Genomic DNA, 24817 nt, shown 5'->3' with positions numbered 1-24817 from the left:
GCCCGCTTCCTTAATCCGATGTTCCCGACCGGCACACGCATTCGATTCGGTGCTCGATCTCGTTCCGTAACGACACTGTGGCACGGTCCGGTCCGGTGGCAAGGGCTCCGATGTGCCGCTGGATGTCGAGTTACTTACACGACCGCGTCGCTTACTGACCGGTCGTTGTCGCTGATTATCGATGATCTGAAATGCGCTGGGCGACGAATGAAAAATGAGAAGGAATTGCGATACTCAGTCGCGACGTGAATGCCATTTCACATCATTGCCCCGCCGGTCATGCCGCGATTCCGGTCCGCTCGCCGGCGGTGTCCCGCTGGCGTCGGCCGCCGATCTCGCGGGCGTCCGTCGGGCGGACCGGGTCCGCGTCCATTACCGTTGAGCCATGTCCCGGGAAGCCTGGCTGGTCGTCGGCGCGATCGGTGTGGTGCTGGCCGTCGCCGCCCTGGTCGGCGCCATCGTGCTGGCGATCCGGGTGGTCCGCGCCCGGCGGATGCTCACCGAGCTGGGGGCGGGCGGCAAGTTCGCCTTCTACGGCGCGCTCGTCTATACGATCTTCCCGGTCGACGTGCTGCCCGACCCGATCTTCCTGGACGACATGGGCGTGCTGGCCGGCGCCCTGTTCGTGCTGACCCGCATGGTGCAGAAGCAGCGGGCGACCCGGACCGGCGCCGGCCTGCCGGCCCCGGGGTCGGTCGACTGGCCCGACCCTCGCCGGTCCGCGCCGCGTCCGCCGGCCCCACCGGTCTCGGCGCCGCCGCGCCGCCGGCCCTGACCAGCCGGCCCTTGACCCGCCAGCCCTTGACCCGCCAGCCCTTGACCCGCCAGCCCTTGACCAGCTCGCTCAATGCCGGTGCAGTCGAGTCAGCAGCCCTTCCGTCAACCGGGTCATTGCCCGGTCCCGCCGGGTCGGGCCGAAATCACGCACCGCGCGCAGGGTCTCCGGTCGGGGGCTCAGCGGCTTGAACGTGGTCGTCGGCCGGTACGGCGCCGCGTCCCGTCCCGCCGCCTGGATGGCCAGCGTCAACTCGGTGACGTGCAGAGTGAATTCCGGGGGCGGGAAGTGCTCCCGCCCGTTCGCCAATGCGTCGGCCAACTCGGCGACACCGATCGCCTTGTCCTGCCGGCCCAACTCGTACTGCCGCCACCGGCGGACCAGCGCGCCCGGCGTCATGGCCCGGTTCCGTCGCGGCCGACTCGACCCCGGCGGCGCGTTGCGCACCAGGCGCACCCGTCGGCCGTCGACGCCGAACAGCCGGCGCAACGTGGAACTCCGGCGAACCGACATCGCCTTGCGGGCGTTCAACGTCAACGAGCTGAACGTCTCGACGTACACCGGGCAGCGGTAGTGCCGGTAGGTGTCCGCCGAGATCATGCCCCGGTCACCGACCACGCGCATCCGGTGGTCCAGCGGCGCGCCGATCGAACAGGTGACCCGGGCGACCACGCCCGAGGCGAACTCCAGGCAGGCGACGGAGAAGTCCGGGGTGTCCGGCGGGTCGACGGCGTCGGCGGTCTTGTCGGGCAGGACCTGCTTCGAGAACGCGGTCACCGAGGCGACCGGACCGAAGATGGCACACAGCCAGGTGAGGTGATAGCCGACGTGCTCGTGCGTGCACCCCTGGGCGTACTCGTCCAGGTAGGGCCAGGGTGCTCCGGTGCGGCTGCGCCACGTCTCGGGTCGCATCAGGTACACCGGGTTGTCGTCGAACTCGGCGTACACCAGGCGCACCGCCCCGACCGCTCCGTCCTGCACCGCCTTCCACATCGTCTGCGCCGTGTCGCCGAGCGCGTTCGACGGTGCCGCGGACAGCGCCAGCCCCCGCTCCCGGGCCAGCTCGACCAGCTCCCGCGCCTCGGCCAGGTTCGTGGTCAGCGGCTTCTCGCTGTAGACGCTCTTGCCGGCCAGCAGGCAGGCCCGGGTCACCTCGGCGTGACTCTCCACGCTTGTCAGGTTGACCACGATGCGGACCGCCGGATCCGCCAGCATCGCCGCTCGGGACGGATAGGCGCGCAACCGGTACGCGCGGGCGACGGTGGCCAACCGGACGGGATCCCGGTCGAAGACTCCGGCGATGTCCAGGTGCGGGTGGTCGTGCCAGGTGGCCAGGTAGTGGTCGAACACGTAACCGCAACCGATGATCCCGACCTTCATGACAGTCTCACCTCCATCCGGGTCCGGTCGACGGCGGCCAGCACCGCGACGCTGTCGGACAGCGGCATGACGGGACTCTCGATCAGCCCTGCCGCGACGCACCGCCGCACCTCGTCCGCCTCGTAGTGGTAGCCGTTGCCCGTGTACCGCAGGGTGGTGGTCCGGGCGGCCCGGTGCAGCGGCCCGCCGGTGACCCGGTCCCGCAGTTGGTGCAGACCCTGGAGCACCGAAGACTCGCGCCAGCGCGCCCACCGACCCGACCCGTCCGGATCGGTCGGGTCGATCCGCGCCACCGACAACCGGGACGGCCGGTAGATCGGTCCGTGCAGGTGCGCCACCCCGTGCTCGCCGGTCACCCAGCAGTCGTTCGGGCCGGCCGAGCGCAGGCTGGCCCGTGCGACGGAGAGCCCGCCGCCGGGATGCCGCGCGGTGACCACGGCCTGCTCGTCCACCCCGGTAGGGCCGAGGTCGACCATGCCCTGCGTCTCCGCCGGCCGGCCGAGCAGGTGGATGGCGAGGGAGATTGGATAGACCGCCCGGTGCAGCAGGGCGCCGCCGGCCAGGTCGGGCCGGAAGACGCTCCGACCCGGGTCCACCCGGGCCGGCAGGCAGAAGCCGCCGGTGAAGCCGCGGACCCGGCCCAGGTCGCCGGCGTCCACCAGGCGCTTCACCTCCCGTACGGCCGGCAGGAAGCGGGTCCACATGCCCTCCATGCAGAAGACGCCGTGGCGCCGGGCGGTGTCCCGCACCGACTCGGCCTCCGGCCTGGTCGCCGTGAACGGCTTCTCGACAAGCACCGGGACGCCCCGCTCCAGGCAACGGACGGCCAGCGCGGCATGGGTGTTCGGCGGGGTGGCGAGATAGCACGCGTCCACACCGGACTCGATCGCCGCGGTGTAGTCGGCCGCCACCCGGTCGATGCCCAACTCCCGGCCGAACCGTTCCGCGTTCGCCCGGTCCCGGGAGGCCACCACGACCGGAGCGGCGTCCCGGGCGTACCGCAACCCCAGAACGAACTTCCGGGCCACCGGGCCGGTGCCCAGGATCGCCCACCGGAATGTCATGACCCCTCCCTCACCGTGCCGCGCGGCCGGAACCGCACCGCCAACCGTGGCCGCACCATGGCGCGGAGTCGGCGGTCGGCCAACCCGAGCACCAGTCCGGCGGTCGCCGCCGCACCGGTCCCGAGCACCGCGAGCGCCACCGGTGCGGAAAGCTCGTCGACGCCCCATCGGGCGGCCAGCACCGGGGTCGCCGCGGCGACCCCGGCGGCCAGCACCGGCGGCAGTGTCGGGGCCAGGAAACGCCCCACCGGCATGCCGGCGGTCCGGCGTACCGTCACCCAGAGGGCGACCGCGTTGACAAGTGCCTGGATCACCACCCCGGCGAGGGCGACCGTCGCCGCCTGGGTCGCCGGCCGGTCGGTGGTCAGCAGCAGCCCCAACCCGGCGAGCAGACCGCCACCGAGCACCACCCGGATCCAGGTGATCGCGGCCAGCCGGGCCGGCCGGCCGATCGCCTGCAAAGCCGGGCCGAGCAGCACGCCGTACACGTTTACCGCGGCGTACAGGCAGAGCAGCCGGAGCGGGACCTCGGTGCCGGACCACTGCGGGCCCAGCAGCCCCACGAGCGGGCCGGCGATCGCGGCCAGGACGCCCAGGATCGGCAGGCCGGCGACCGCGCCGAGGTGCTGGAGCTGGGTCAGGTGCGCCGCGAACGCCCGCCGGTCGTGCTGCAACCGGGACAGCGAGGGGAGGGCCACCTGTTGCAAGGACCGGACCGTCACGTCCACCACCACGTCCGGCAGCCGCGCCGCCAGCCGGTAGATGCCGGTCGCCACCGGGCCGAACACCAGCCCCGTGACGATCAGGTCGACGCGGGAGGCCAGCATCGCGCCGAGCCCGGCGTTCGTCGAGTGCGCGGAGAAGCGCCACAGTTCGCGCAGCGCGGCCAGCCGGGGCCGGGCCGCGGGCCGCCACCGGCACACCATCCAGAGCACGATCAGGCTGATCAGCGCGCTGGCCACCTGCTGCCCGACAAGCGCCCACACCCCAGCCCCGGCGAGCGCCAGGCCCAACCCCAGCACGCCGCTGAGCAGGGCCGCCAGCAGCGTCCGGATGGCCACCGCGCGGAACTGGAGTTCGCGGCGGAGCAGTGCCTCGGGCACGATCGACAGGCCCTGCAGGAAGATCATGGGGGCCAGCGCGATGGTCACCGTGGTGAGCCCCGGCTCCCGGTTGACGAGCGACCACAGGGGGCTGATCGCGATGGTGAACAGGGTGAGCCCGACCCCGGTGAGCGCCAGTGCCGCGAAGGCCGCGTCGAGGTGCGCGGGAGTCAACGTCTCCCGCTGCACGATCGCCGCCGCCAGCCCCTGCTGGAGCACGGTCAGGACGATCAAGATGAGCACCGTGGCCATCGCCACCAGGCCGAACTCGACCGGGCCGAGGAGCTTGGCGAGCAGGAAGGTAACCAGGACGGAGGTGCCGAAGCGCCCGGCGGTGAGCAGGTAGGACCAACCGATGGCGGAGCGCACCCGCTCGGAATGGCTGGACTGCTCCGCCGGTCCGGTGCGCGAGCTGGAGAGCGAGCCGGTCATGCGGCGCCGGGCCGCGCCGCGGCGCTACCGACGGCCACCCGGGCCCAGCGCAGCTCGGCGTCCAACGAGCCGGTCTCGCGCAGCGCCCGGATCCGGGCCAGCCGCCCGTGGCGGTCACGGAACGCGTCCAGGGTGAGGCCGTATCGCCGGTACGCCTCGACCAGCTCCTCGATCCCGTCGCGCACCGTCCACCGGGGCCGGAAGCCGGGCACCTCGGCCGCGATCCGGGAACAGTCCACCCGGTAGTCCCGGGTGTCGGTGCCGGCACCCGCCGCCATGGTGACCACGGACCCCTCCACCACCTCGGCGACCAGCGTCGCGACGTCCCGGATGAGATGGTTCTCGCTTGTCACGCCGACGTTGTAGGCCCGACCGTGGACCACCTCCCGGGGCGCCTCCAGCAGCGCCAGCAGGCCGGCGCACAGGTCCCGGGCGTGCGCCAGCGGCCGCCAGGCCGAGCCGTCGGACAGCAGCCGGACCTCCCCGGTGAGCAGCGCGTGCGCGGTGAGATCGTTCACCACCAGGTCGGCGCGCAGCCGCGGGGAGAAGCCGTACGCCGTGGCGTTGCGCGCGAACACCGGCGAGAAGTCGTCGTCGGCCAGTTGGGCGAGCCCACGCTCCGCCGCGATCTTCGATTCGCCGTACGGGGTGACCGGCGCGAACGGCGCGTCCTCGGCGAGTGGCTGGTCGCCACCGCCGGACCCGCCGGACCCGCCACCGGACCCGTAGAGGCTGCACGACGAGGAGAAGACGAACCGGCCGACGCCGGCCGCCTTGGCTGCCCGGGCCAGTCGCAGGGTGCCCCGATTGTTGATGTCCACGGTCAACCGGGGATCGAGGTTGCCCACCGGGTCGTTGCACAGGGCGGCGAGGTGACACACCGCGTCGAATCCCGCGCAGTCCGCCGGCTCGACGTCGCGCAGGTCGACGCGGCGGGTCGGCACCGGTGCCGGCGGCGGACCGAGCAGGCAGTCGGCGTACAGCCCGGTGTCCAGGCCGGTGACCTCGTGTCCGGCGGCGGTCAGCAGGGGCGTGAGCAGGCTCCCGAGGTATCCCTCGTGTCCAGTCACCAGTACGCGCATGCGGACCTCCGGCTGTCTGGCAAGCGGGCCAGGGGAAGTCTAGAGTGAGCCAGCGATCACTCCGCGTGACAGTCAGATTGCGGACTGAGCGGTCTCATGGTCATTTGTCGTGATTAGCCTGGCGATCCGGAGAACCGGAGCGATCGGGGGAACAACGTGGTGATCGCGACCTGCCGGCTCTGTGCTGCGGATCTGACCGAGACCTTTGTGGACCTCGGTATGTCACCGCTGTGCGAGAGCTACCTGACGGCCGCCCAGCTCGACGGCCCCGAGACGTTCTATCCACTGCACGTGCGGATCTGCTCCGCCTGCCTGCTCGTGCAACTTCCCGCGTACGTGTCCGGGGAGGCGATCTTTTCCGACTACGCCTACTTCTCGTCGTACTCCAGATCCTGGGTCGCGCACGCCGGCCGGTACGCCGAAGCCATGGCGGCGGACCTGGCGCTCGGGCCGGACAGCCTGGTAACGGAGGTGGCAAGCAACGACGGCTACCTGCTGCGGCACTTCGTGGCGCGCGGCGTCCCGGTGCTGGGGGTCGAGCCGGCGGCCAACGTCGCGGCGGTGGCCCGGGCCCGGGGGGTCCGGACCGAGGTACGGTTCCTCGGCGCCGACAGCGGCGCCGACCTGGCCGAACGGTACGGCCGCGCCGACCTCGTGGTGGCGAACAACGTGTACGCGCACGTGCCGGACCTCGTCGGCTTCACCGCCGGTCTGGCCGCCCTGGTCAAACCGACCGGTCTGGTCACCCTGGAGTTCCCGCACCTGCTCCGGCTGATCGAGCGGCACCAGTACGACACCATCTATCACGAGCACTACCAGTACCTGTCGCTGCTCACCGCCGGCCGTGCGCTGGCCACCGGGGGCCTCGCCGTGGTCGACGTGGAGGAGTTGCCCACCCACGGCGGGTCGTTGCGGGTGTACGCCCGACCCGAGTCGGCCGCCGGTGAGCCCTCGTCGCGGGTGAAGACGGTGCTGGACGCCGAGCGCGACCGTGGCCTGCACGAGGTGGCCGGGCACCGGGGGTTCGCCGCCGCGGTCGCCACCGTCAAGCGGGACCTGGTGGACTTCCTGCAGTCGGCCCACGGTCAGGATCGCCGGGTGGTGGGATACGGCGCCCCGGGCAAGGGCAACACGCTGCTCAACCACTGCGGCATCCGGTCCGACCTGCTGCCGTACACGGTCGATCGCAGCCCGCACAAACAGGGCCGCTTCCTCCCTGGCACGCACATCCCGATCCATCCCCCGGAACAAATCGACCGGGACCGACCAGACTTCGTCCTCGTCCTGCCGTGGAACCTGCGCACCGAGATCTCCGAGCAGCTCGGCCACGTCCGGGACTGGGGCGGCCGGCTGGTCTTCCCGATTCCCCGGCTGGAGGTGGCCTGATGAAGGTGGTGCTCTTCTGTGGCGGGTTGGGCATGCGGATGCGGGAGGACGCCGCCTCCGCTCCCAAGCCGATGACCATGATCGGCGACCGGCCGCTGCTCTGGCACGTCATGCGCTACTACGCCCACTTCGGGCACATGGACTTCATCCTGTGCCTCGGGTACGGCGCGGCGGCGGTCAAGGACTACTTCCTGCGCTACGACGAGACGCTGTCCAACGACTTCACCCTGGCCCGCGGCGGCCGGGACCTGCGGCTGTTCTCCGCCGACATCACCGACTGGAACATCACGTTCATCGACACCGGGCTGGCCAGCACCATCGGGGAACGGCTGCTGCGGGTCCGCCGGCACGTCGAGGGGGAGCCGATGTTCCTGGCGAACTACGCCGACACGCTTACCGACGCGCCGCTGCCGGCCATGGTGGACCGGTTCGCCGCCAGCACCGCGGTGGCCAGCATGCTCGCCGTACCCATGCAGTCCACCCACCACGTCCTGGACGTCGCCGACGGCGACCGGGTGGAACGGGTCCGCCCGATCCGGGACCTGATGCAGTGGGAGAACGGCGGCTACTTCGTCCTCCGCCCGGGGATCTTCGAGGCGCTGCGGGAGGGTGAAGACCTGGTGCCGCACGCGTTCGACCGGCTGCTGCGGTCCGGTTGGGTGATGGCGCACCGGCACACCGGCTTCTGGCGGGCCGCCGACACCTTCAAGGACCGCGCCGAGCTGGAGGAGCTGTACCGGTCGGCGCGCTGTCCCTGGATGGTGTGGGACGCCACTCGGACGACCGACCCTCGGGTCGGCGGGGCTGCACTAGCTTCCGACGCCGCCAGCCCGACACGTTCCGACGGCCCCGGCCCGGCCCGGCTCGATCCCGCCGCGCTGGCCGGGTGATGACCTCCTTCCGGCTGGCCGGGCTGCGCACGGTCACCCTCCTCGGGGCCCACCCGGACGACATCGAGATCGGCGCCGGCGGGCTGCTGCTGTCGCTGGCCACCGTGCCCGGCCTGCGGGTGCACTACGTCCTGCTCACCGGCAGTGCCGCGCGGCAGGCCGAGGCACGGGCCGCGGCCGCCGCGTTCCTGCCCGACGCCCGGCTCACCTTCGCGCTGCACGATCTGCCGGACGGGCGGGTGCCGGCGAGCTGGGCGGCGGCGAAGCGGATCGTCGACGAGGCGGCCCGCGAGGTCGACGCCGACCTGGTGGTGGCGCCCGCCGCGGACGACGCCCACCAGGACCACCGGACGCTTGCCGAGCTGGTGACCACGTCGTTCCGGCAGGCACCGGCGCTGCACTACGAGATTCCCAAGTGGGACGGCGATCTGGGCCGGTGCAACGTGTACCTGCCACTGACCGAGGAACGGGCCCGGCGCAAGGTGGAACTGCTGAACGCCTGCTTTCCCTCGCAGAAGGCCCGGGACTGGTGGGACGACGAGGTGTTCCTCGGCCTGGCCCGGCTGCGCGGAGTCGAATGCCGGAGCCGGTACGCCGAGGCGTACCGGTGCGACAAGGCGACGATCGCGTTCTGATCGGGGGGTCGGCGGGTCGGGCCGGCCCCCCGGCGGCTTCCGCCCTACGGGATGACCGGCAGCCCGGTGTCGAACCACACGTTTGTGCTCCGTTCCCAGAAGACGCCCGGCTGAGTGGGTCGGGCGCAGACGCCGTACCGGTAGTCGCGGCCGAACTTGTTGCGGGTGAACCGGACGTTAGTGGCGGCCAGTGTGGGGCTGATTCCGATCGAGTAGTTGCCGCCGTTGCAGTAGTTGTCCGTCATCAGCAGGTTGGTGACCCGACCGCTGCTGGAGCCCAGCATGAGGCAGGCGTTCATCGGGTCGCGCAGGGTGGCGTTGTAGGTGTCGATCCGGTTGTGCTGGATCAGGATGTTGCTGCCGCCGGTGGTCTGCAGCGAGTCGTTGTGCGTGCCGGTCTGCCGGGACAGGTCGTGCAGGTAGGAGTCGACGATGGTGGTGTTGCTGCCCATCCGGGGCCCGTCGATGACCCGATGAATGTTGGCCCGCCGGATGGTGAAGTCGCTGCAGCAGACGGCCGCTGAGGTCACCCCGCTACCGGTGATCTCCACGTCCTCCAGCACCAGATTACGGAACCCGGTAAGCACGCGGACGGAGTACGCGATGCTGTTGCAGGTGATCCGGGACCTGGTGATGCGCACGTTGCTGGCGGCGACGGTGACGCAGCCGACGATGTTGAGACCGGTGACCACCTGGCCGGCCGTACGCAGGGTCAGCCCGCTGGAGTTGCGGAGCACGGTGCCCGCCGGGACGCCGGTGGTGCTGGCGCTCGGCCAATAGGTGATGGGGGTGGGCGGCACGAGGTTCGGGGTCGCGGCGGCGGGGGGACTCGGGACGGCGGTCGGTGCGGGCTGCGTCGACAGATTCGTCGACGGCGGTTCGCCGGTCGGTGCGATCAGGTGACCGGCGGCGGCGGCGAGTGCCGCGCACAGTCCGACCACCACACCGACAAGGACCGGCCGACGGGGATGAGATGAACGGCTACGAACGGGGATGTCGTCGATGGTGGACATGATGTCCCCCTGCCTGGGAAGAAAGCTCCCCTGTGGGGGGAAGTATTACATTGCGTGGGCAGGGGTTCGAAATTAACGATCAGACGGATTACGGACAGGCTCCCGGTCTGACTCCCGGGCTGTCTCCCGGACTACCGTCGCTGCTGCCGCGGGAACACGACCTCCCGCATGATGAGCTGGACCGCGGCCACCGCCGGGATCGCGACCAACGCGCCGATCACGCCGAACAACGCCACCCCGAGCAGCGCCGCCACGATCGCCGACACATCGTTGACCTGCACCGAGCGGCGCATCACCTTCGGGTAGAGCAGGTAGTTCTCGAGCTGTTGATAGACCACGAAGAAGACCACGCAGGCGATACCGATCTGGAGCGAGGTGGCGAAGCCGACCAGGCTCACGATCACCGCACCGAGGGTGGCGCCGATCTGCGGGATCAGGTCACAGATCGCCACCACGACGGCCAGCGCGAACGGATAGGCGAGCCCGACGATCAGCGCGAAGGCGAAGGTACTGACGCCCGCGAGCACCGCGATCGCCAGGGCGCCCACCATGTACGCGCCGACCTTGTCCAGGATCTCGTCCCCGATGAGCTGGACCCGTTCCCGCCGGGACGCCGGGACGAGCGCGTACCCGAGGCGCTTGATCTGCTCGAACCCGGCCAGGAAATAGATCGTCAACACCAGCACGGTGAGCACGCTGAACAGCGTGCCGAAGATAAGCCGAGCCCCGCCGAGCAGGCCGCCGACCGCCCGGCCGGCCGTCTGGGCGTTGGCCAGCCCTTCCAGCCGCTCCATCACGCCGAATCGGTCGACCAGGTCGTTCACGGTCTGGTTGCGCCGTAGCTCGTCCACATAGCGGGGCAGTTCGTCGACGAACTCGGTCGACTGGGTGACAAGCGGCGGCACCAGCGCCACCAGCCCGCCGCAGAACAGCAACAGGACCACCAGGACCACGGTGGTCACCGCCAGCCAGCGCGGCAGGCCCCACCGGTGCAACCGGGCGACAGCCGGATGCAGTCCCACCGCCAGGAACAGCGCGATGAAGATCAGCACCAGCACCGACGCCGCGTTGCGCACCGCGAGGAAGGCGGCGTACGCCAGCAGCAGCCCGAGCCCGAAACCGAAGCCCACCAGGAAGGAGCTGCGGCGCAGCGGCCGACCCGGCTGGCCGAACCGCCCGGAGTCGCGCGGACCGTCGGGGCTGACCCCGGTCACGCTGTCGTTCGGTGCGCTCCCGTTCGGCGCGCTCTCGTCGTCCGCCGCGCTGTCGTTCGGCTCGCGGGCAGCCGGGATCCCACCGGTGCCGGTCGCGTGTCCGGCGGATCCGGCCGCGTTCCCGTCGGTGCCGGTCGCGTGTTCGGCGGATCCGGCGATGTCGCCGCCGTCATCGTGGCTCCGCGACCGCGCCCCACCCACCGCTTTCTCCCTCCCGTGCCGGTCGGCGATGCCGGCGCCGGGCCGCCGGTCCGGCCGCCGACCGGTGTCGATACGGGAGATTAGCGGTACGGCGGGCCGCCGGCCAGCCCGGTGCGCCGGCTCAGCGGCGTCGGCGGCGGGAGTCCGCGAACTTCTTGGACCGCTGGCCCCGGTCGCCGTCTGGAGCCGAGGCCGTGCTGTCGGGCGCCTCGGCCCGCGGTACCGGCTCCGCACCGGGACCGGCCCCGGAACCCGCCCCGGCGTCGGCCGCACCGACGGCGGAAGCGGCCGGAACCGGCTCGGCGTCACCCGCGCTGCCGTCCGGGTCGTCGTCGCTGATCGCCCCGGGCGCCTTACCGTTCGACGTGACCGGCACCGGTGCGGGCTCGGCGGGGTCGGTGTCCCTGGCGGTCACCGGTGTCGTCCCGGCCGCCTCGGCGGCGGTGTCGGCGGAATCGATCGCGGTCGTCGGCACCTGGTCGCCATCGGCGGGGCCGTCGGCCGGGTGGTCAGCCGCGACGGCGCTGTCCGTCCCATCGGCCGGGCGACTGTCCGCGACGGAGCTGTCCGCACCACCGGCTGGGCGACTGTCCGCGACGGCGCCGTCCGTCGCGTCGACCGGGCCGTTGTCCGCGGCACCACCGTCGGCCACCAGTTGGACATCCGCCCCCGCCTCGGCCAGGTGCCGTTCCGCCCGCTGCGCCGACCGCTGGGTCTCGCCGAGCCGTTCCCGCTCGGACGCGAGCTGGGACTGGATCTCGGCGAGGCGCTGCTGGATCTGGTCGGACTCCTGCCGCGACGCCCAGGTTTCCTGGCGCAGGTCGGCGAGCTGCTGCTGGGCTTGGGCGATCTCGAGCATCACCTCGGCGAGCTGCTGCCGCCCGGTGACGGCCTCCTGTTGCGTGGCGGCCAGGTGCTGCTGGGTGGTGGCGAGGTGCTGCTGCGCCGTCGCGGCGTACTCCTCGAACTGGCGCTTCGACTTCGCGACGTGCTCGTCGGCATCCCGGCGCACCCGGGCCGAGTATTCGTCGGCCTTCCGCCGCACCGTCTCGGCGTGCTCGTCGGCCTTCAACCGCACCCGGTTGGTCTGCTCTTCCAGGGAGCGCTTCGCCGTCGTCGCGTGCTCGTCGGCTTCCCGCCGGACGCTGGCGGCATACTCGTCCGCCTTCTTGCGGATCTTGCCGGCGGCCTGCTCCGCCTCCTCGCGCTGGGCCGCGTACTGCTGCTCCAGACCGGCCCGCCACTGGGCGAACTCACCCTCCACCGCGGCCCGCTTCGCCATCATCTCCCGGTCGGCGACGGCCAACCGGTTGGCGATCTCCTGCTCGGTGGCCGCCCAGCGCTGGGCCATCTCCTGCTCCGTGGCCGTCTTGCGCTGGACCACCTCGCGCTCGACCCGCTCCCGGAACACCCGCAGTTCGCGTTGCACCTGCTCGCGGGTCTGCTTGACGTACTCGTCAATCTCGGTGCGCTGCTGGTTGACGTACCGCTCGGTCTCGGCGCGCTGGTGGTTTACCCATTTCTCGGTCTCACCGCGCTGGTGGGCAACCCATGTGCTGGTGTCGGCGCGCTGCTGTCGGACGTAATCGTCGATCTCCGCCCGGGTCCGCTGGGCGTACTCCTCGGTCTCCGCGCGCTTGCGCTGGTTGGCCGCGGCGGTCTGCTCGGTGAGTTCCCTGGCCTCCCGCTGCCCCTTCGCGAGGGCGGCCTCGCCGGCGCTGCGGAGCCGGCCGGCTTCCTCGGCGGCGGCGGCGACCTCGTCGTCGGCCTTCTTCAGCCGGACCGCCGCGGCTTTGTCCTCCTCCGCCCGGCGGGCGGCGAGCGCGAGCTCGAAGTCGCGCAGCGCGGTCGCGGCGTGTTCCCGCGCCTCGTTGAGGATCCGTTCCGCCTCAGCGCGACGGTTGTCGATCTCCCCCTGGGCGGCGCCGACGATCGCCTCCGCCTGTTCCTCAGCGATCAACAGCATCTGTTCGACCCGGGGACCGAGGTGGCGGAAGGACGCGCGGTCGACCATGCCAACCTGACGGCGCACGGTGGCGAGGTCCCGCTGCAGCTGCTCGATCTGCCCGGCCATCGTGTTGACCTGCGTGTACGCCTGTTCGCGCTCGGCCGCGAGAGTGGCGATCTCATGCTCGGCACGAGCGACGTAGCGGTCCACCTGACGTTTGTCATAGCCCCGGAAGGCGGGCTCGAAGCTTGGCTCCGTGGTGACTTCCCCGCCAAGGGCGAACAGTTCCTCGCCGTGCGACATGCCCCCCATCCTCACACGTATCGCCCCGGCGCGTGGCGATACGGACGGCCGTGATGGGACGTAGGTCACCGTTGAATTGGGCGGGATCGGGGCTATTCGCGGCGGGCCGGGCGCGGGGCTACGCCGGATAAGTCCAACGTAGCCCCGAACATGCCCTTATGCCCGGATCATCGCGATGCTCGACTCGCGATGCCCGTTCACGCGGTCCTCCAACCGCGCCGGATCCGATCAGCTCGCCGACTCGGCGGCGATCTTCGCGTCCTTGGCCTCGGTCGCGGGCCGGGGCTCTTCCTTGGCCTCCTTGGCCTCCTTGGCGTCCTTGGCGGCGGGCGCCTCGGCGGTCGGTTCGGCGGCCGCGGCCTTGCCCACGGTCGGGACGATGCCGGCGAGACCGGAGAGCATCTGACCAAGCTGCGAGGTGACCGCGTCCTTCTGCCGGGTGAGGTCCTCGACCTCGCGCCGGGCCGCCTGCGTGGTCAGCTCCGACTCGGTGCGAGCCTCGCTGAGCACCCGGTTGGCCTCCGACCGGGCGTCGCCCAGGGTGCGATCCGCCTCGGCCTTCGCCTTGGCCACCGTCTCGAGCGCGGTCCGCTCGGACTCGACCCGGCGCGCCTCGGCGCGCTGCTCGATCTCCCTGGCCCGCTCCTGGGCCGCGGCGGCGCGCTGCTCGGCCTCGCCCACCAGCCGCTGGGTCTGGGCGACCTGCTTGGCGTGGCGCTCGGACTCCTCCCGCTCGGCCCGCTCCCGCCGCTCGGCGAGTTGCAGCTCGAGCGCCTGCAGATCCTTGTCGCGCTTGTCCCGGGCGTCGGTGAGGAGCTTGGTCGCCTCGGCGCGCTTCTCCTCGGCCTCGCGAGCGGCCTTGGCGCGCAACTGGGTGATCTCCCGCTCCGCGGTGGCGCGCAGTGTGGACACCTCGCGCTCGACCATGGACTTGAGCTCGGCCACCTCGTGCGCGGTGACGGTGCGCAGCTGCTTGGTCTCCCGCTCGGCGTCGGCCCGGAGCGTGTCGGCCTCGCGGCGCGCCTGCACCCGTACCTCTGCCGCCTCCCGCTCGGCGGCGGTGCGCACACTGCCCGCCTCCCGCTCGGCGGTGGCCTTCATGGCGGCCGCCTCGGCGCGCGCCTTGTCGGTGATCTCCCGCGCCTCCAGCCGAGCGGCCGAGAGGATGCCCTCCGACTCGCGCTTCGCCTCGCCGCGGTGGTCGTTGGCCTGCTCCTCGGCCAGCCGGAGGATCTGCTCGACCCGGGTGCCCAGGCCGGAGAGGGTCGGCCGGTTGTTCTCCTCGAGCTGCTTGTTGGTCTCGGTGAGCTTCTGCTCCACCGCGGCCAGTCGCTGCTCGGCCTGGCGCAGCCGACGTTGGGCGTCGTTCATCCGCTGCTCGGCCTCGCCGCGGGCCTGCTCGGACTGGGCGAGCGCGGCGTTCAGCCGACCGACGAAGTCGTCGACCTGGGCCCTGTCGTATCCGCGGAGCTGGATGGTGAAGTCGGGTTGGGTGTTGGCGTTCTCAAAGAACGCGAGAGGGGAGGACTGCTGCTGGGGCATTGGCACATACTCGCAGACTCCCCAGGGGGCTTCGCAAGAGCAGGGCAAGGTATCCGCTCGCCCTCTCATGGTCAACTCGACCCGCCGCCAGCGATTCCCCGCCGCCGCCTCGCGGCTCGCCGATATTGGCGATCTTGGCAGCTCGGAGGCCGGGTCCGCCGGTCCGTCGGCGGCGTCCCGGGTCCGCATCGGACGGTTATCCGGGTACGGCGTTTCAAGGGTCGAATGGGTCGACTGGCGCGAGCCGATTTCACCCCGCGAGGGGGCGCCGAAAGCCATTCCGACGATCCGGAATGGCTGACCGGACGACCCGTTCAGTGCCCGCGGAACCGGTTGATCGCCGCCTCGTGCCGGGCGCGCAACTCGGTGTCCCGGACGCCGAGGCCGTCCGTCGGGGCCAGGCACCGGACGCCGACCTTGCCCTGGTGCGCGTTGCGGTGCACCTCGTACGCGGCTTGGCCGGTCTGTTCCAACGCGTAGGTGCGGGACACCGTGGGATGGATCCGGCCCAGCGCCACCAACCGGTTCGCCTCCCACGCCTCGCGGTAGTTGGCGAAGTGGCTGCCGACGATGCGCTTGAGATGCATCCAGAGGTACCGGTTGTCGTACTGGTGCTGGTAACCGCTGGTCGAGGCGCAGGTGACGATGGTGCCGCCGCGCTTGGCGACGAAGACGCTGGCGCCGAAGGTCTCCCGGCCGGGATGCTCGAAGACGATGTCCGGGTCTTCTCCGCCGGTCAGGTCCCGGATCCGCTCGCCGAAGCGCCGCCACTCGGCCGGATCGGGGGTGTCCTCGTCGGACCAGAACCGGAACCCCTCGGCCGCCCGATCGATGATCAGGTCCGCACCCATCCGGCGGCACAGTTCCGCCTTTTCCGGCGAGGAGACGACGCAGACCGGGATCGCGCCGCCATGCAGGGCCAACTGGGTGGCGTAGCCGCCGAGTCCGCCGGAGGCACCCCAGATCAGCACGACGTCGCCCTGCTTCATGTTCGCGCCGTGGTGGGAGACCAGTTGCCGGTACGCCGTCGAGTTGACCAGGCCGGGGCTGGCCGCCTCCTCCCAACTCAGGTGCCGGGGCTTGGGCATCAGCTGGTTGGCCTTGACCACGGCCAGTTCGGCGAGGCCGCCGAAGTTCGTCTCGAACCCCCAGATCCGTTGCTGCGGATCGAGCATGGTGTCGTCGTGTCCGGGGGCATCCTCCAACTCCACGGACAGGCAGTGGGCCACCACCTCCTGGCCGGGACGCCAGCGGGTCACCCCGGGTCCGACCCGCAACACGACGCCGGCGGCGTCCGAACCCACCACGTGGTACGGCAGGTCGTGCCGCTTGGTGAGCGCGGAGAGCTTGCCGTACCGACGCAGGAAGCTGAACGTGGACAGCGGCTCGAAGATGCTTGTCCACACCGTGTTGTAGTTGATCGCGCTGGCCATCACCGCGATCAGCGCCTCGCCGGGGGCGAGTTCCGGCGTCGGCACCTCCTGGGTGTGCAGCGACTTACGCGGGTCCCGGTCGCGGGGGGCGAGTCCGTCGAACATGGCGGTCTCGTCCGCCCGCACGACGACGCCGCGGTAGCTGTCCGGAACCGGTAGTCCCGCCACGCCGGCGAGTTCCCGGTCCGGGTTCCCGGCACCCTCCGCCGCCATGATCGCCTCAAGGATGTCCTGCACGGCCTGGCCTCCCGTTCCTCGTCGCCGGTCCGGAGCGGGCCGCCGTCGGCGAGTGGCCGACATCGTCTCGGGTGAGCCGTGTCCGTCGCCATGTCGCGCGGCGACACATCGATGTGCCGCCGGCTGTCGCCCGGCGTTCCGGCGTCGACGACGTTCCATCGGCGCCGGAGGTTCCGCTGTGTCGCCGGATGTTACTGAACGGTAGCTAGGGTCGGGAAGGCGTCTGTGAAGAATTGCACCGACCTCACTCGCCCCACCGCCCTCCCCGCCACGCGAGCCCTCCCCGCCGCCCCCCTCCCCGCCACGGGAGGGGGTCGGCGGGGAGGGGAGGCGGCGGCGGGGGTCAGGGGTGTGGGGTGGGGGGCTGTACGAGTTCGACGAGGACGCCACCGGCGCTCTTCGGGTGGACGAAGTTGATCCGGGAGCCGGCGGTGCCCCGGCGCGGCTCGTCGTACAGCAGTCGGACCCCGCGCTCGCGCAGCGTCGCGCAGGTCGCGTCGATGTCGGCCACCGTGTACGCGACCTGCTGCACTCCCGGGCCGGAGCGGTCGAGGAACCTCGCGATTGTCGAGTCCGGGGAGAGCGGGGCGAGCAACTGCACGCAGCCGCCCTCGGCGGTCGGCCCGACCTGTAGCATCGCCTCCCGGACGCCCTGCTCCTCGTTGGTCTCCACATGCACGCAGCGCATCCCGAAGACGCGCTCGTAGAATGTGATCGCAGCGTCCAGGTCGGCGACGGCGACGCCCACGTGATCGATGCGGATCAATCCTGCGTCTGTGACCAAGTCCGCAACGGGCTCGCTCGGGGAGTTGTTCACCATGGCGCTAGTCTGACCTAACAATCGTTAAGGCGTCCCCTCGGCACCCCCTCGGAGGCAGAAAGCCATGACAACGGTGAGCGACGGCGAGTTCCCCGGTATCGAGCGCGCAACCGGTTCGGTGATCGTGGGGGTGGCACGGACGCCGATGGGGCGGCTGCTGGGCAACCTGAAGGACCTGCCGGCGACCAAGCTCGGCGGTATCGCGATCAAGGCCGCGCTGGAGCGGGCCGGGGTTGCCCCCGACCAGGTGCAGTACGTGATCATGGGCCAGGTCCTGCAGGCCGGCGCCGGCCAGATTCCCGCCCGCCAGGCGGCGGTGGAGGCCGGCATCCCGATGTCGGTGCCCGCGCTGACCATAAACAAGGTCTGCCTCTCCGGCCTGGACGCGATCGCGCTGGCCGACCAGTTGATCCGCGCCGGCGAGTTCGACATCGTGGTGGCCGGCGGCATGGAGTCGATGACGAACGCCCCGCACCTGCTCACCGGGCAGCGGAAGGGCTACAAGTACGGCGACGTGACGCTCGTCGACCACGCGGCACTGGACGGGCTCACCGACCCCTGGGACCACTGCTCGATGGGCGAGTCGACCGAGCGGCACGGGCAGACCAGGGACATCAGCCGCACCGAGCAGGACGAGTTCGCGGCGACGAGCCACCAGCGGGCCGCGGCCGCACAGAAGAACGGGCACTTCGGCGAGGAGATCACCCCGGTCGTCATCCCGCAACGCAAGGGCGACCCGCTGGTGATCGACGAGGACGAGGGCATCCGGCCGGACGCCACCGCCGAGTCGTTGGCCAAGCTGCGCCCGGCGTTCACCTCCGACGGCGCGATCACGGCGGGCAGTTCCTCGCCGATCTCCGACGGGGCGGCCGCGGTGGTGGTGATGAGCAAGGCCAAGGCGGCCGAACTCGGGCTGACCTGGCTCGCCGAGATCGGCGCGCACGGCAACGTCGCGGGACCGGACAACTCGCTGCACTCGCAGCCGTCCAACGCCATCAACCACGCCCTGCGCAAGGGTGGACTCACCATGGCTGACCTGGACCTCATCGAGATCAACGAGGCGTTCGCCCAGGTGGGTATCCAGTCCATCCGGGACCTGGGGGTCAGCCCGGAGATCGTGAACGTCAACGGTGGGGCGATCGCGCTCGGCCACCCGATCGGCATGTCCGGTGCCCGGCTGGTGCTCACCCTGGCGTTGGAGCTGAAGCGGCGGGGTGGCGGCACCGGTGCCGCCGCGCTGTGCGGGGGCGGCGGGCAGGGCGACGCGCTGATCATCCACGTCCCGTCGACAGAATGAGGGTCGTGGAGACGAGTGGTGTCGGCGGCCGGGCCGGAATTCGACGCAGCCGGGACGTACCGGCCCTGGTGGACCGTGCCCGCGACGGTGATCCGCGGGCCGTCGCCCGGCTGATCACGCTTGTCGAGTCGGGCGACGAGTTGCTGCCGGAGGTCGCCGCGGCGCTCGCACCGCACACCGGCTCGGCCCAGGTGGTCGGCCTCACCGGCTCGCCCGGGGTCGGCAAGTCGACGACCACAAACGAGTTGGTCCGGGCGCTGCGCTCCCGCGGCCACCGGGTGGGCGTGCTCGCGGTCGACCCGTCCAGCCCGTTCACCGGGGGAGCCATCCTGGGTGACCGGGTGCGGATGCAGGACCATGCCACTGATCCGGGGGTGTACATCCGCTCGATGTCCAGCCGGGGGCACCTCGGCGGTCTCGCCGCCGCGACGCCGCAGGCGGTCCGGGTGCTGGAAGGCGCCGGCTGCGACGTGGTGCTTGTCGAGACGGTGGGTGTCGGTCAGGCCGAGGTGGAGATCGCCTCCCTGGCCGACACCACGCTGGTCCTGCTGGCGCCCGGCATGGGCGACGCGATCCAGGCGGTGAAGGCGGGCATCCTGGAGATTGCCGATGTTTTCGTGGTGAACAAGGCGGACCGGGACGGGGTGGACGCCACCGTCCGCGACATCCAGGGCATGATCGCACTGGGCGAGCGCGGTCCCGGTGAGTGGCGGCCGCAGGTGGTCCGGGCGGTCGCCGCCAAGGGCGAGGGCATCGACGACATCGCGGCGGCGATCGACAAGCACCGCGACTGGCTGGAGCAGCGCGGCGAACTGCGCCGGCGCCGGGAGGCGCGGGCCGCCGCCGAGGTCGAGGCGATCGTGCTCGGCGTGCTCCGCGAGCGGATGGGGTCGCTTCGCGCGGGTACGGCGTTGAGCACGCTCGCCGCGAAGGTGGCCGACGGGTCGCTGGACCCGTACGCGGCCGCCGACGAGTTACTGGCACAGATCGCGAGTTGAGCGGCAGGCACCCACTGTTTCCGGACCGAGGCGGATGCGGAAGAATCTAACGCTATGAGCAGCCTGGAGGAGCTTGAGCAACGGATCACGGCCATGGAAGCCGAGCTCGCGGTCGTGCGGCAGGAAGCTGCGGCGGCGCGGGCGCTGGCGTCCGGGGCGGACCGTGACGTTGCCGAGTACCGGGCTGAGCTGCGTGGGCATACCCGGGTGCTGTCCGCGTTGCGAGAAACGCAGCTTGAGCACTACACGGAACACAAGGCGGACGCGGCGGAGATCAAGTTGGGCCTGGCGCACATTGTCAGGATGCTGGAGGGCCTGAGCGGCGACACCGAGGCGCGGGAACCCTGACCAACCTTCGCTGGCACCAACCTTCGTCGGCGTCGAAAGTACGTACTGAACCAACGCCCATCATCGGCCCAGTGTGCCCGACACCCTCTGACGTGGCCTGCCAAGTGCCCCGTCCGCTGGGCGCGTGCAGTGGTCAGCGGGCTGCGTGCTCCCACGGACGCTCGATCCACGGATTGTTGTCGAGGTAGGCCGTGAGCCTGGGGAAACGCTGCCTCGTACGGGTCTCGTCGGTCAGATCGGCCGGGATTCCGACGGGTGTGTCGGGTCCGGAAGGCCCGTCGATAGCGAAGGGAGCCCCGGTTGCGGCGATGTGCGCTTCGAGTGGGAGGCCGCAGAACCAGTCAATCCGCGCGTTGTGCCGGTCGGGTGCCAACTCGACAAGGCTGTCAGGGTCGTCATGGACGCGCTGCATGGTTCGCCGCCCGTGCGACACGATCCAGTCTTGCACGGCGAGGAAGTCGTCATCGTCGATGGGGCCGAGCAGCAGCGTCGCGGCGTCTCGGATTGGCCAGCGGTAGAACTCGTCCTGTGCCTGGAACCAGAGTTCCTCGAACTGTTCAATCTCGCCCGGGGTCAACGCGCGGAGGCGACGGAGGAGCGCCTGGGCGACGCGTTCGGTGTCACTTCCCACCTCAGCCCGGGCACCTTCGACGAGGCGCCAGAAGACCGCCCACTCCACTGCCAGACCGTACCAAGTCGGTCGTTTGCCGCCGGTGTCGGCGCGACGATTGTCGCCCGGCACGATCAGGATCAGGCATCCGGATCTGCCGCCGGCCGAGCTCAGCGTTACGGCAATCAGCTGGCCAAGACGCTGGAAAGTCAAGGAGGTCGGCATGAGGAGCGCCAGATACCACGCGCGGCTGATCTTTCGGTGGCCGGTCGACACGCGCGGACCAGGCGCGACACCAGTAAGCCGGGCTGCTATCGATCCGCGACCTACATTCCGCTGCGGCCGTGCGCCGATAACCAGGAACGGCCGGCGGCCTTGACCGTCGCGTGGCCTGGGTCCCGCCGTTACCCGCGGGTACGTTCTCCTTAGCGATCGTTCAGGCGACTCCTCTACACTCGGGTCCAGTCGACCCGAGGAGGAGCCCCCGGATGAACGCCGAGGAAATCGCCGCCGGCCGGGCACGCTGGCAGGCCCGATACGACGCCGCGCGCAAGCGGGACGCCGACTTCACCACGCTGTCGGGGCTCGCTGTCGACCCCGTGTACGGCCCGCCGGAGGGCGCGGCGTACCCGGGATTCGACCGGATCGGCTGGCCGGGCGAGTTCCCGTACACCCGGGGGTTGTATCCGACCGGCTACCGCGGACGGACCTGGACGATCCGGCAGTTCGCCGGGTTCGGCAACGCCCAGCAGACAAACGAGCGGTACAAGATGATCCTCGGGGCCGGCGGTGGCGGTCTGTCGGTCGCCTTCGACATGCCGACGCTGATGGGACGCGACTCCGACGACCCGCAGTCGCTCGGTGAGGTGGGGCACTGCGGGGTGGCGATCGACTCGGCCGCCGACATGGCGGCGTTGTTCGACGGCATCGACCTGGCGGGCGTGACGACGAGCATGACCATCTCGGGTCCGGCGGTGCCGGTGTTCTGCATGTACCTGGTCGCCGCCGAGCGGCAGGGTGCGGATCTGTCCACCCTGGACGGAACGCTGCAGACGGACATCTTCAAGGAGTACATCGCGCAGAAGGAGTGGCTCTTCGAGCCCGAGCCGCACCTGCGCCTCATCGGCGACCTGATGGAGTACTGCGCCCGGGAGATCCCGCGGTACAAGCCGCTGTCCGTCTCCGGCTACCACATCCGGGAGGCCGGCTCCACCGCCGCGCAGGAGCTGGCGTACACCCTGGCCGACGGGTTCGGGTACGTCGAACTGGGGCTCTCCCGCGGGCTCGACGTCAACGTCTTCGCGCCGGGGCTGAGCTTCTTCTTCGACTCGCACGTCGACTTCTTCGAAGAGATCGCCAAGTTCCGCGCCGCCCGCCGGATCTGGGCCCGCTGGTTGCGCGACGTCTACGGCGCCACCAGCGAAAAGGCACTCTGGCTGCGGTTCCACACGCAGACCGCCGGCGTGTCGCTGACCGCCCAGCAGCCGGTGAACAACGTGGTCCGCACCGCCGTCGAGGCGCTCGCGGCGGTGCTCGGCGGCACCAACTCGCTGCACACCAACGCGCTTGACGAGACCCTCGCGCTGCCCACGGACGAATCAGCCGAGATCGCCCTGCGTACCCAGCAGGTGCTGATGGAGGAGATCGGGGTGACGAACGTGGCCGACCCGCTCGGCGGGTCCTGGTACGTCGAGGCGCTCACCGACAAGATCGAGGCCGAGGCCGAGGAGATCTTCGCGCGGATCAAGCAGCTCGGCGGCGAAGGGCCGCACACGATCGGGCCGATGACCTCGGGCATCCTGCGCGGCATCGAGGAGGGCTGGTTCACCGGCCACATCGCCGAGTCGGCCTTCGTCTACCAGCAGGCGCTGGAAAAGGGTGACAAGAAGATCGTGGGGGTCAACTGCCACACCGGCACGGTGGCCAAGGAATTGGAGATCCTGCGCATCTCGCACGAGGTCGAGACCGAGCAGCGCCGGGTGCTGGCGGAGCGGAAGGCCGGCCGCGACGACGCCGCCGTCAAGGCGGCGGTGAACCGGATGGTCGAGGTGGGCCGCACCGGCGACAACATGGTTCCGGCCATGCTCGACGCGGTGCGCGCCGAGGCCACCCTCGGCGAGATCTGCGACGCGCTGCGCGCCGAGTGGGGCGTCTACCGGGAGCCGGCCCGGTTCTGACCTGTCGACGTCCTGGCGGGCCCGCCCCCTCGTACGGGCCCGCCAGGACGCCCGCCGGTCACGTGCCGGTCACGACGCGCCCGTCCCCGTTACGAGCGGGACGGCCCGCTCTTGACCCGCTTCGCCGGGCCGCCGATGGGCGAGATCGCGAACCAGTCGTTGCAGGTGCCGTGGCCGGCGATCTGGCCCAGCTTGAGGTCCTTGTGGAAGTAGTACAGCGGCCAGCCGTTGAGGGTGAGCTGCCGACCGCCGTCCGCCTGCACGATGACGCCGACGAGGTCCTCCTCCAGGCCCTCGCCCACCTCGTACCCGTTGGGTGCCAGCACCGGCTGCCAGGTCTGGCGGCAGGCGCCGACGCAGTTGCTGCGGGGCGGGTTGGCCTTGTCCTTGTCGGACCGGTAGACGGTCCGGCCCTTGGCGTTCACCACGACCGGTGACAGCCCGGCGACGGTCGCCACCCGGAGCACCTGCGGCTTCCCAGCGATGGGCGCGTTTCCGGCGGCCGGTCCTCCGCCGGCCGGCCCGCCGGCAGCTGGTGCGTTTGCCGTTGGCTCAGCCGGCGTGACCTGGCCGATCGGTTGCTGCTGGCCGGCCCGGCCGCCGGCCTGGCCCGCCTGCTGCTCGGGGTTGGCCGGCGCGTCACGGGACGTTGCGGATTTGTCGGAGGTCGGTGCCGCGAAGCCGGTCGAGCAGGCGGTGAGGCCGAGGGCGATGAGGCCGCCGCCGAGTGCCGCGACAACGCGGGAGGTCGGTCGAGTACGCACGGGTGTACTCCTCTGCTCGGTGGTGTTCCGCGGATACGATGGTCACGCGGTGTCGTCGCGCGGTAGCCGGTTCTGTCCCCCGGTTCGCCGGCCCCGGCGATGTCGCTACCAATACGACGGCTCGGGCGATCCGGTTCACGGAGTTCCCTGTCTCCAGCGCCCCGCGACCCGTGCCGCCCCGTCCCGCGGAGGGCATCGCCGTGCACACCACCCCGCAGGCCCGGTACGCCGTGGCCCTGCTGGTCACCGTGGAACTGGCGCTCGCCGCCGTGAGCATGGGCTTGGCGTGGTGGGCGTCCCCGCCCGACCCCTCGGATCGGCCGGCGGTGGAGATCCGCCGGGCGGCCCGGTTGCCACCGGATCCGGTCCCGGCGCCCGGCGCCGCCACCGGGTCCTTCACCTGGTCCTGCGGGCGCAACGAGAACGGCCACGTGAACTCCGCGAACGTGGTGGTGACCCCCGGCGCCCCCGGCCCGGTCCACCACCAGCACGACTACGTGGGAAACCTCCACGTCGACGCGGCGAGCACCGTCGACGACCTCACCTCGGGCGCTACCAGCTGCGTCAACGGTGACCGGTCGACGTACTACTGGCCGGTGTTGCGGACCCTCGACGACCGGGGCGGACCGCACGGGGAGATCCGCGTTCCCGACGAGGTGACCCTGACCTATCTCGGCAGCCCGGCCGGGCCGGTCGTCGGTGCGCCGACCCTGCTGGTGGGGGTGATCGGGGACGCCTTCGCCGCCACGAACGGGGGAGCCCGGGCCAGCGCCACCTGGACCTGCGCGGGTTCGCCCGATCGCCGGACCACCGCGTACCCGATCTGTCCCGACGGCGAGCGGGTCGTCCGGGTCTTCGACTTCCCCGGTTGCTGGGACGGACGCCGGGAGGACAGCCGGGGTCACCGCGCCCACCTGCTGGCCGCCGACGTCACCGGCCGCTGCCCCCGGGGGACCTTCGCGGTTCCGCGACTGCGGATCACCGTCGGCTACGACCTGCCGGCCGGCGCCGATTTCGTGATCGACGGATTCCCCGACCAACGCCACGATCCGAGCACCGACCACGCCTTCGCGGTGAACGCCATGCCTGACCGGCTGATGTCCGAGGTGGTGCGGTGCCTGAACGCAGGGATCCGGTGCGGCCCGGAACCGGCGTGAACCGATCA

Annotated in this window: 21 protein-coding genes; 9 read left to right on the top strand and 12 right to left on the bottom strand. The window is 71.1% G+C overall.

Annotated elements, in window-relative coordinates:
- Positions 1 to 385: 385 nt before the first annotated feature.
- On the top strand, positions 386 to 775 hold the full coding sequence (locus ACFQUZ_RS05445) for a hypothetical protein (RefSeq protein WP_377438375.1): 390 nt from the start codon (positions 386 to 388) through the stop codon (positions 773 to 775).
- A 69-nt stretch (positions 776 to 844) separates the two neighbouring features.
- Here the strand turns inward: ACFQUZ_RS05445 and ACFQUZ_RS05440 are convergent, their stop codons facing one another.
- The 4 genes from ACFQUZ_RS05440 to ACFQUZ_RS05425 are packed head-to-tail and all read right to left on the bottom strand — an operon-like array spanning position 845 to position 5836.
- Positions 845 to 2155, bottom strand: coding sequence for a Gfo/Idh/MocA family oxidoreductase (locus ACFQUZ_RS05440; protein WP_377438372.1), 1311 nt, complete (start codon positions 2153 to 2155; stop codon positions 845 to 847).
- Positions 2152 to 3219, bottom strand: coding sequence for a Gfo/Idh/MocA family protein (locus tag ACFQUZ_RS05435; RefSeq protein ID WP_377438369.1), 1068 nt, complete (start codon positions 3217 to 3219; stop codon positions 2152 to 2154). Before ACFQUZ_RS05435 ends, ACFQUZ_RS05440 begins: the two co-directional genes overlap by 4 nt.
- Complete coding sequence (locus ACFQUZ_RS05430; RefSeq protein ID WP_377438367.1) at positions 3216 to 4754, bottom strand: oligosaccharide flippase family protein; 1539 nt, start codon at positions 4752 to 4754, stop codon at positions 3216 to 3218. The genes ACFQUZ_RS05435 and ACFQUZ_RS05430 overlap by 4 nt, the downstream gene beginning before the upstream one ends.
- Positions 4751 to 5836, bottom strand: a complete 1086-nt coding sequence (locus tag ACFQUZ_RS05425) for an NAD-dependent epimerase/dehydratase family protein (RefSeq protein ID WP_377438364.1) — start codon at positions 5834 to 5836, stop codon at positions 4751 to 4753. The genes ACFQUZ_RS05430 and ACFQUZ_RS05425 overlap by 4 nt, the downstream gene beginning before the upstream one ends.
- Positions 5837 to 5992: 156 nt before the next feature.
- Between ACFQUZ_RS05425 and ACFQUZ_RS05420 the strand changes: the two genes are divergently transcribed.
- From ACFQUZ_RS05420 to ACFQUZ_RS05410, 3 genes are read left to right on the top strand one after another with little or no spacing between them, the layout of a single operon-like run.
- Complete coding sequence (locus ACFQUZ_RS05420; RefSeq protein WP_377438361.1) at positions 5993 to 7222, top strand: methyltransferase domain-containing protein; 1230 nt, start codon at positions 5993 to 5995, stop codon at positions 7220 to 7222.
- Complete coding sequence (locus ACFQUZ_RS05415; RefSeq protein WP_377438358.1) at positions 7222 to 8112, top strand: glucose-1-phosphate cytidylyltransferase; 891 nt, start codon at positions 7222 to 7224, stop codon at positions 8110 to 8112. The genes ACFQUZ_RS05420 and ACFQUZ_RS05415 overlap by 1 nt, the downstream gene beginning before the upstream one ends.
- The gene (locus ACFQUZ_RS05410) at positions 8112 to 8747 is read left to right on the top strand and encodes a PIG-L deacetylase family protein (protein WP_377438830.1); all 636 of its coding nucleotides are present in this window, start codon (positions 8112 to 8114) and stop codon (positions 8745 to 8747) included. Before ACFQUZ_RS05415 ends, ACFQUZ_RS05410 begins: the two co-directional genes overlap by 1 nt.
- A 44-nt stretch (positions 8748 to 8791) precedes the next feature.
- Here ACFQUZ_RS05410 and ACFQUZ_RS05405 read toward each other — a convergent pair whose 3' ends face one another.
- The 6 genes from ACFQUZ_RS05405 to mce all read right to left on the bottom strand — a co-directional run bounded on the left by ACFQUZ_RS05405 (position 8792) and on the right by mce (position 17458).
- Positions 8792 to 9760: a hypothetical protein gene (locus ACFQUZ_RS05405; protein WP_377438356.1), complete on the bottom strand. Its 969-nt coding sequence runs from the start codon at positions 9758 to 9760 to the stop codon at positions 8792 to 8794.
- 131 nt (positions 9761 to 9891) lie between these two features.
- Positions 9892 to 10974 carry an AI-2E family transporter gene (locus tag ACFQUZ_RS05400; RefSeq protein WP_377438828.1) on the bottom strand — a complete coding sequence of 361 codons (1083 nt, stop codon included), beginning with the start codon at positions 10972 to 10974 and terminating at the stop codon, positions 9892 to 9894.
- A 322-nt stretch (positions 10975 to 11296) separates the two neighbouring features.
- Positions 11297 to 13426, bottom strand: coding sequence for a hypothetical protein (locus ACFQUZ_RS05395; RefSeq protein WP_377438353.1), 2130 nt, complete (start codon positions 13424 to 13426; stop codon positions 11297 to 11299).
- A gap of 228 nt (positions 13427 to 13654) precedes the next feature.
- Positions 13655 to 14968 carry a DivIVA domain-containing protein gene (locus ACFQUZ_RS05390; RefSeq protein ID WP_377438350.1) on the bottom strand — a complete coding sequence of 438 codons (1314 nt, stop codon included), beginning with the start codon at positions 14966 to 14968 and terminating at the stop codon, positions 13655 to 13657.
- A gap of 314 nt (positions 14969 to 15282) precedes the next feature.
- Positions 15283 to 16638: a crotonyl-CoA carboxylase/reductase gene (gene ccrA, locus ACFQUZ_RS05385; protein WP_377438348.1), complete on the bottom strand. Its 1356-nt coding sequence runs from the start codon at positions 16636 to 16638 to the stop codon at positions 15283 to 15285.
- Positions 16639 to 16981: 343 nt separating this feature from the next.
- Positions 16982 to 17458: a methylmalonyl-CoA epimerase gene (gene mce, locus ACFQUZ_RS05380; protein ID WP_377438346.1), complete on the bottom strand. Its 477-nt coding sequence runs from the start codon at positions 17456 to 17458 to the stop codon at positions 16982 to 16984.
- Between the two features lie 64 nt (positions 17459 to 17522).
- Here mce and ACFQUZ_RS05375 point away from each other — a divergent pair, with 64 nt between their 5' ends.
- From ACFQUZ_RS05375 to ACFQUZ_RS05365, 3 genes are read left to right on the top strand one after another with little or no spacing between them, the layout of a single operon-like run.
- Positions 17523 to 18755, top strand: a complete 1233-nt coding sequence (locus ACFQUZ_RS05375) for an acetyl-CoA C-acetyltransferase (RefSeq protein ID WP_377438344.1) — start codon at positions 17523 to 17525, stop codon at positions 18753 to 18755.
- Positions 18756 to 18760: 5 nt separating this feature from the next.
- Positions 18761 to 19753, top strand: a complete 993-nt coding sequence (gene meaB / locus ACFQUZ_RS05370) for a methylmalonyl Co-A mutase-associated GTPase MeaB (RefSeq protein WP_377438342.1) — start codon at positions 18761 to 18763, stop codon at positions 19751 to 19753.
- A 54-nt stretch (positions 19754 to 19807) separates the two neighbouring features.
- Complete coding sequence (locus ACFQUZ_RS05365) at positions 19808 to 20101, top strand: hypothetical protein (protein WP_377438340.1); 294 nt, start codon at positions 19808 to 19810, stop codon at positions 20099 to 20101.
- 133 nt (positions 20102 to 20234) lie between these two features.
- Here the strand turns inward: ACFQUZ_RS05365 and ACFQUZ_RS05360 are convergent, their stop codons facing one another.
- Positions 20235 to 20987, bottom strand: coding sequence for a DUF4240 domain-containing protein (locus ACFQUZ_RS05360; RefSeq protein WP_377438338.1), 753 nt, complete (start codon positions 20985 to 20987; stop codon positions 20235 to 20237).
- A gap of 212 nt (positions 20988 to 21199) precedes the next feature.
- Here ACFQUZ_RS05360 and ACFQUZ_RS05355 point away from each other — a divergent pair, with 212 nt between their 5' ends.
- Positions 21200 to 22888, top strand: a complete 1689-nt coding sequence (locus ACFQUZ_RS05355; RefSeq protein ID WP_377438335.1) for a methylmalonyl-CoA mutase — start codon at positions 21200 to 21202, stop codon at positions 22886 to 22888.
- Between the two features lie 89 nt (positions 22889 to 22977).
- On the opposite strand, the gene ACFQUZ_RS05350 is transcribed toward ACFQUZ_RS05355, so the two are convergent.
- Entirely contained in the window at positions 22978 to 23652 is a 675-nt protein-coding gene (locus tag ACFQUZ_RS05350) for a hypothetical protein (protein WP_377438333.1), read from the bottom strand.
- A gap of 170 nt (positions 23653 to 23822) precedes the next feature.
- Here ACFQUZ_RS05350 and ACFQUZ_RS05345 point away from each other — a divergent pair, with 170 nt between their 5' ends.
- Complete coding sequence (locus ACFQUZ_RS05345; RefSeq protein ID WP_377438330.1) at positions 23823 to 24809, top strand: DUF1996 domain-containing protein; 987 nt, start codon at positions 23823 to 23825, stop codon at positions 24807 to 24809.
- Positions 24810 to 24817 lie beyond the last annotated feature (8 nt).

Source organism: Plantactinospora sp. GCM10030261, from assembly GCF_042666615.1.
Taxonomy (GTDB): Bacteria; Actinomycetota; Actinomycetes; order Mycobacteriales; family Micromonosporaceae; genus KBS50.
This window is presented reverse-complemented; position numbering and strand designations above follow the sequence as displayed.

Coding starts and splice junctions, on each gene's coding strand:
- ACFQUZ_RS05445 (WP_377438375.1), top strand. CDS start 386: ATGTCCCGGGAAGCCTGGCTGGTCGTCGGCGCGATCGGTGTGGTGCTG.
- ACFQUZ_RS05440 (WP_377438372.1), bottom strand. CDS start 2,155: ATGAAGGTCGGGATCATCGGTTGCGGTTACGTGTTCGACCACTACCTG.
- ACFQUZ_RS05435 (WP_377438369.1), bottom strand. CDS start 3,219: ATGACATTCCGGTGGGCGATCCTGGGCACCGGCCCGGTGGCCCGGAAG.
- ACFQUZ_RS05430 (WP_377438367.1), bottom strand. CDS start 4,754: ATGACCGGCTCGCTCTCCAGCTCGCGCACCGGACCGGCGGAGCAGTCC.
- ACFQUZ_RS05425 (WP_377438364.1), bottom strand. CDS start 5,836: ATGCGCGTACTGGTGACTGGACACGAGGGATACCTCGGGAGCCTGCTC.
- ACFQUZ_RS05415 (WP_377438358.1), top strand. CDS start 7,222: ATGAAGGTGGTGCTCTTCTGTGGCGGGTTGGGCATGCGGATGCGGGAG.
- ACFQUZ_RS05410 (WP_377438830.1), top strand. CDS start 8,112: ATGACCTCCTTCCGGCTGGCCGGGCTGCGCACGGTCACCCTCCTCGGG.
- ACFQUZ_RS05405 (WP_377438356.1), bottom strand. CDS start 9,760: ATGTCCACCATCGACGACATCCCCGTTCGTAGCCGTTCATCTCATCCC.
- ACFQUZ_RS05395 (WP_377438353.1), bottom strand. CDS start 13,426: ATGTCGCACGGCGAGGAACTGTTCGCCCTTGGCGGGGAAGTCACCACG.
- ACFQUZ_RS05390 (WP_377438350.1), bottom strand. CDS start 14,968: ATGCCCCAGCAGCAGTCCTCCCCTCTCGCGTTCTTTGAGAACGCCAAC.
- mce (WP_377438346.1), bottom strand. CDS start 17,458: ATGGTGAACAACTCCCCGAGCGAGCCCGTTGCGGACTTGGTCACAGAC.
- ACFQUZ_RS05375 (WP_377438344.1), top strand. CDS start 17,523: ATGACAACGGTGAGCGACGGCGAGTTCCCCGGTATCGAGCGCGCAACC.
- ACFQUZ_RS05365 (WP_377438340.1), top strand. CDS start 19,808: ATGAGCAGCCTGGAGGAGCTTGAGCAACGGATCACGGCCATGGAAGCC.
- ACFQUZ_RS05355 (WP_377438335.1), top strand. CDS start 21,200: ATGAACGCCGAGGAAATCGCCGCCGGCCGGGCACGCTGGCAGGCCCGA.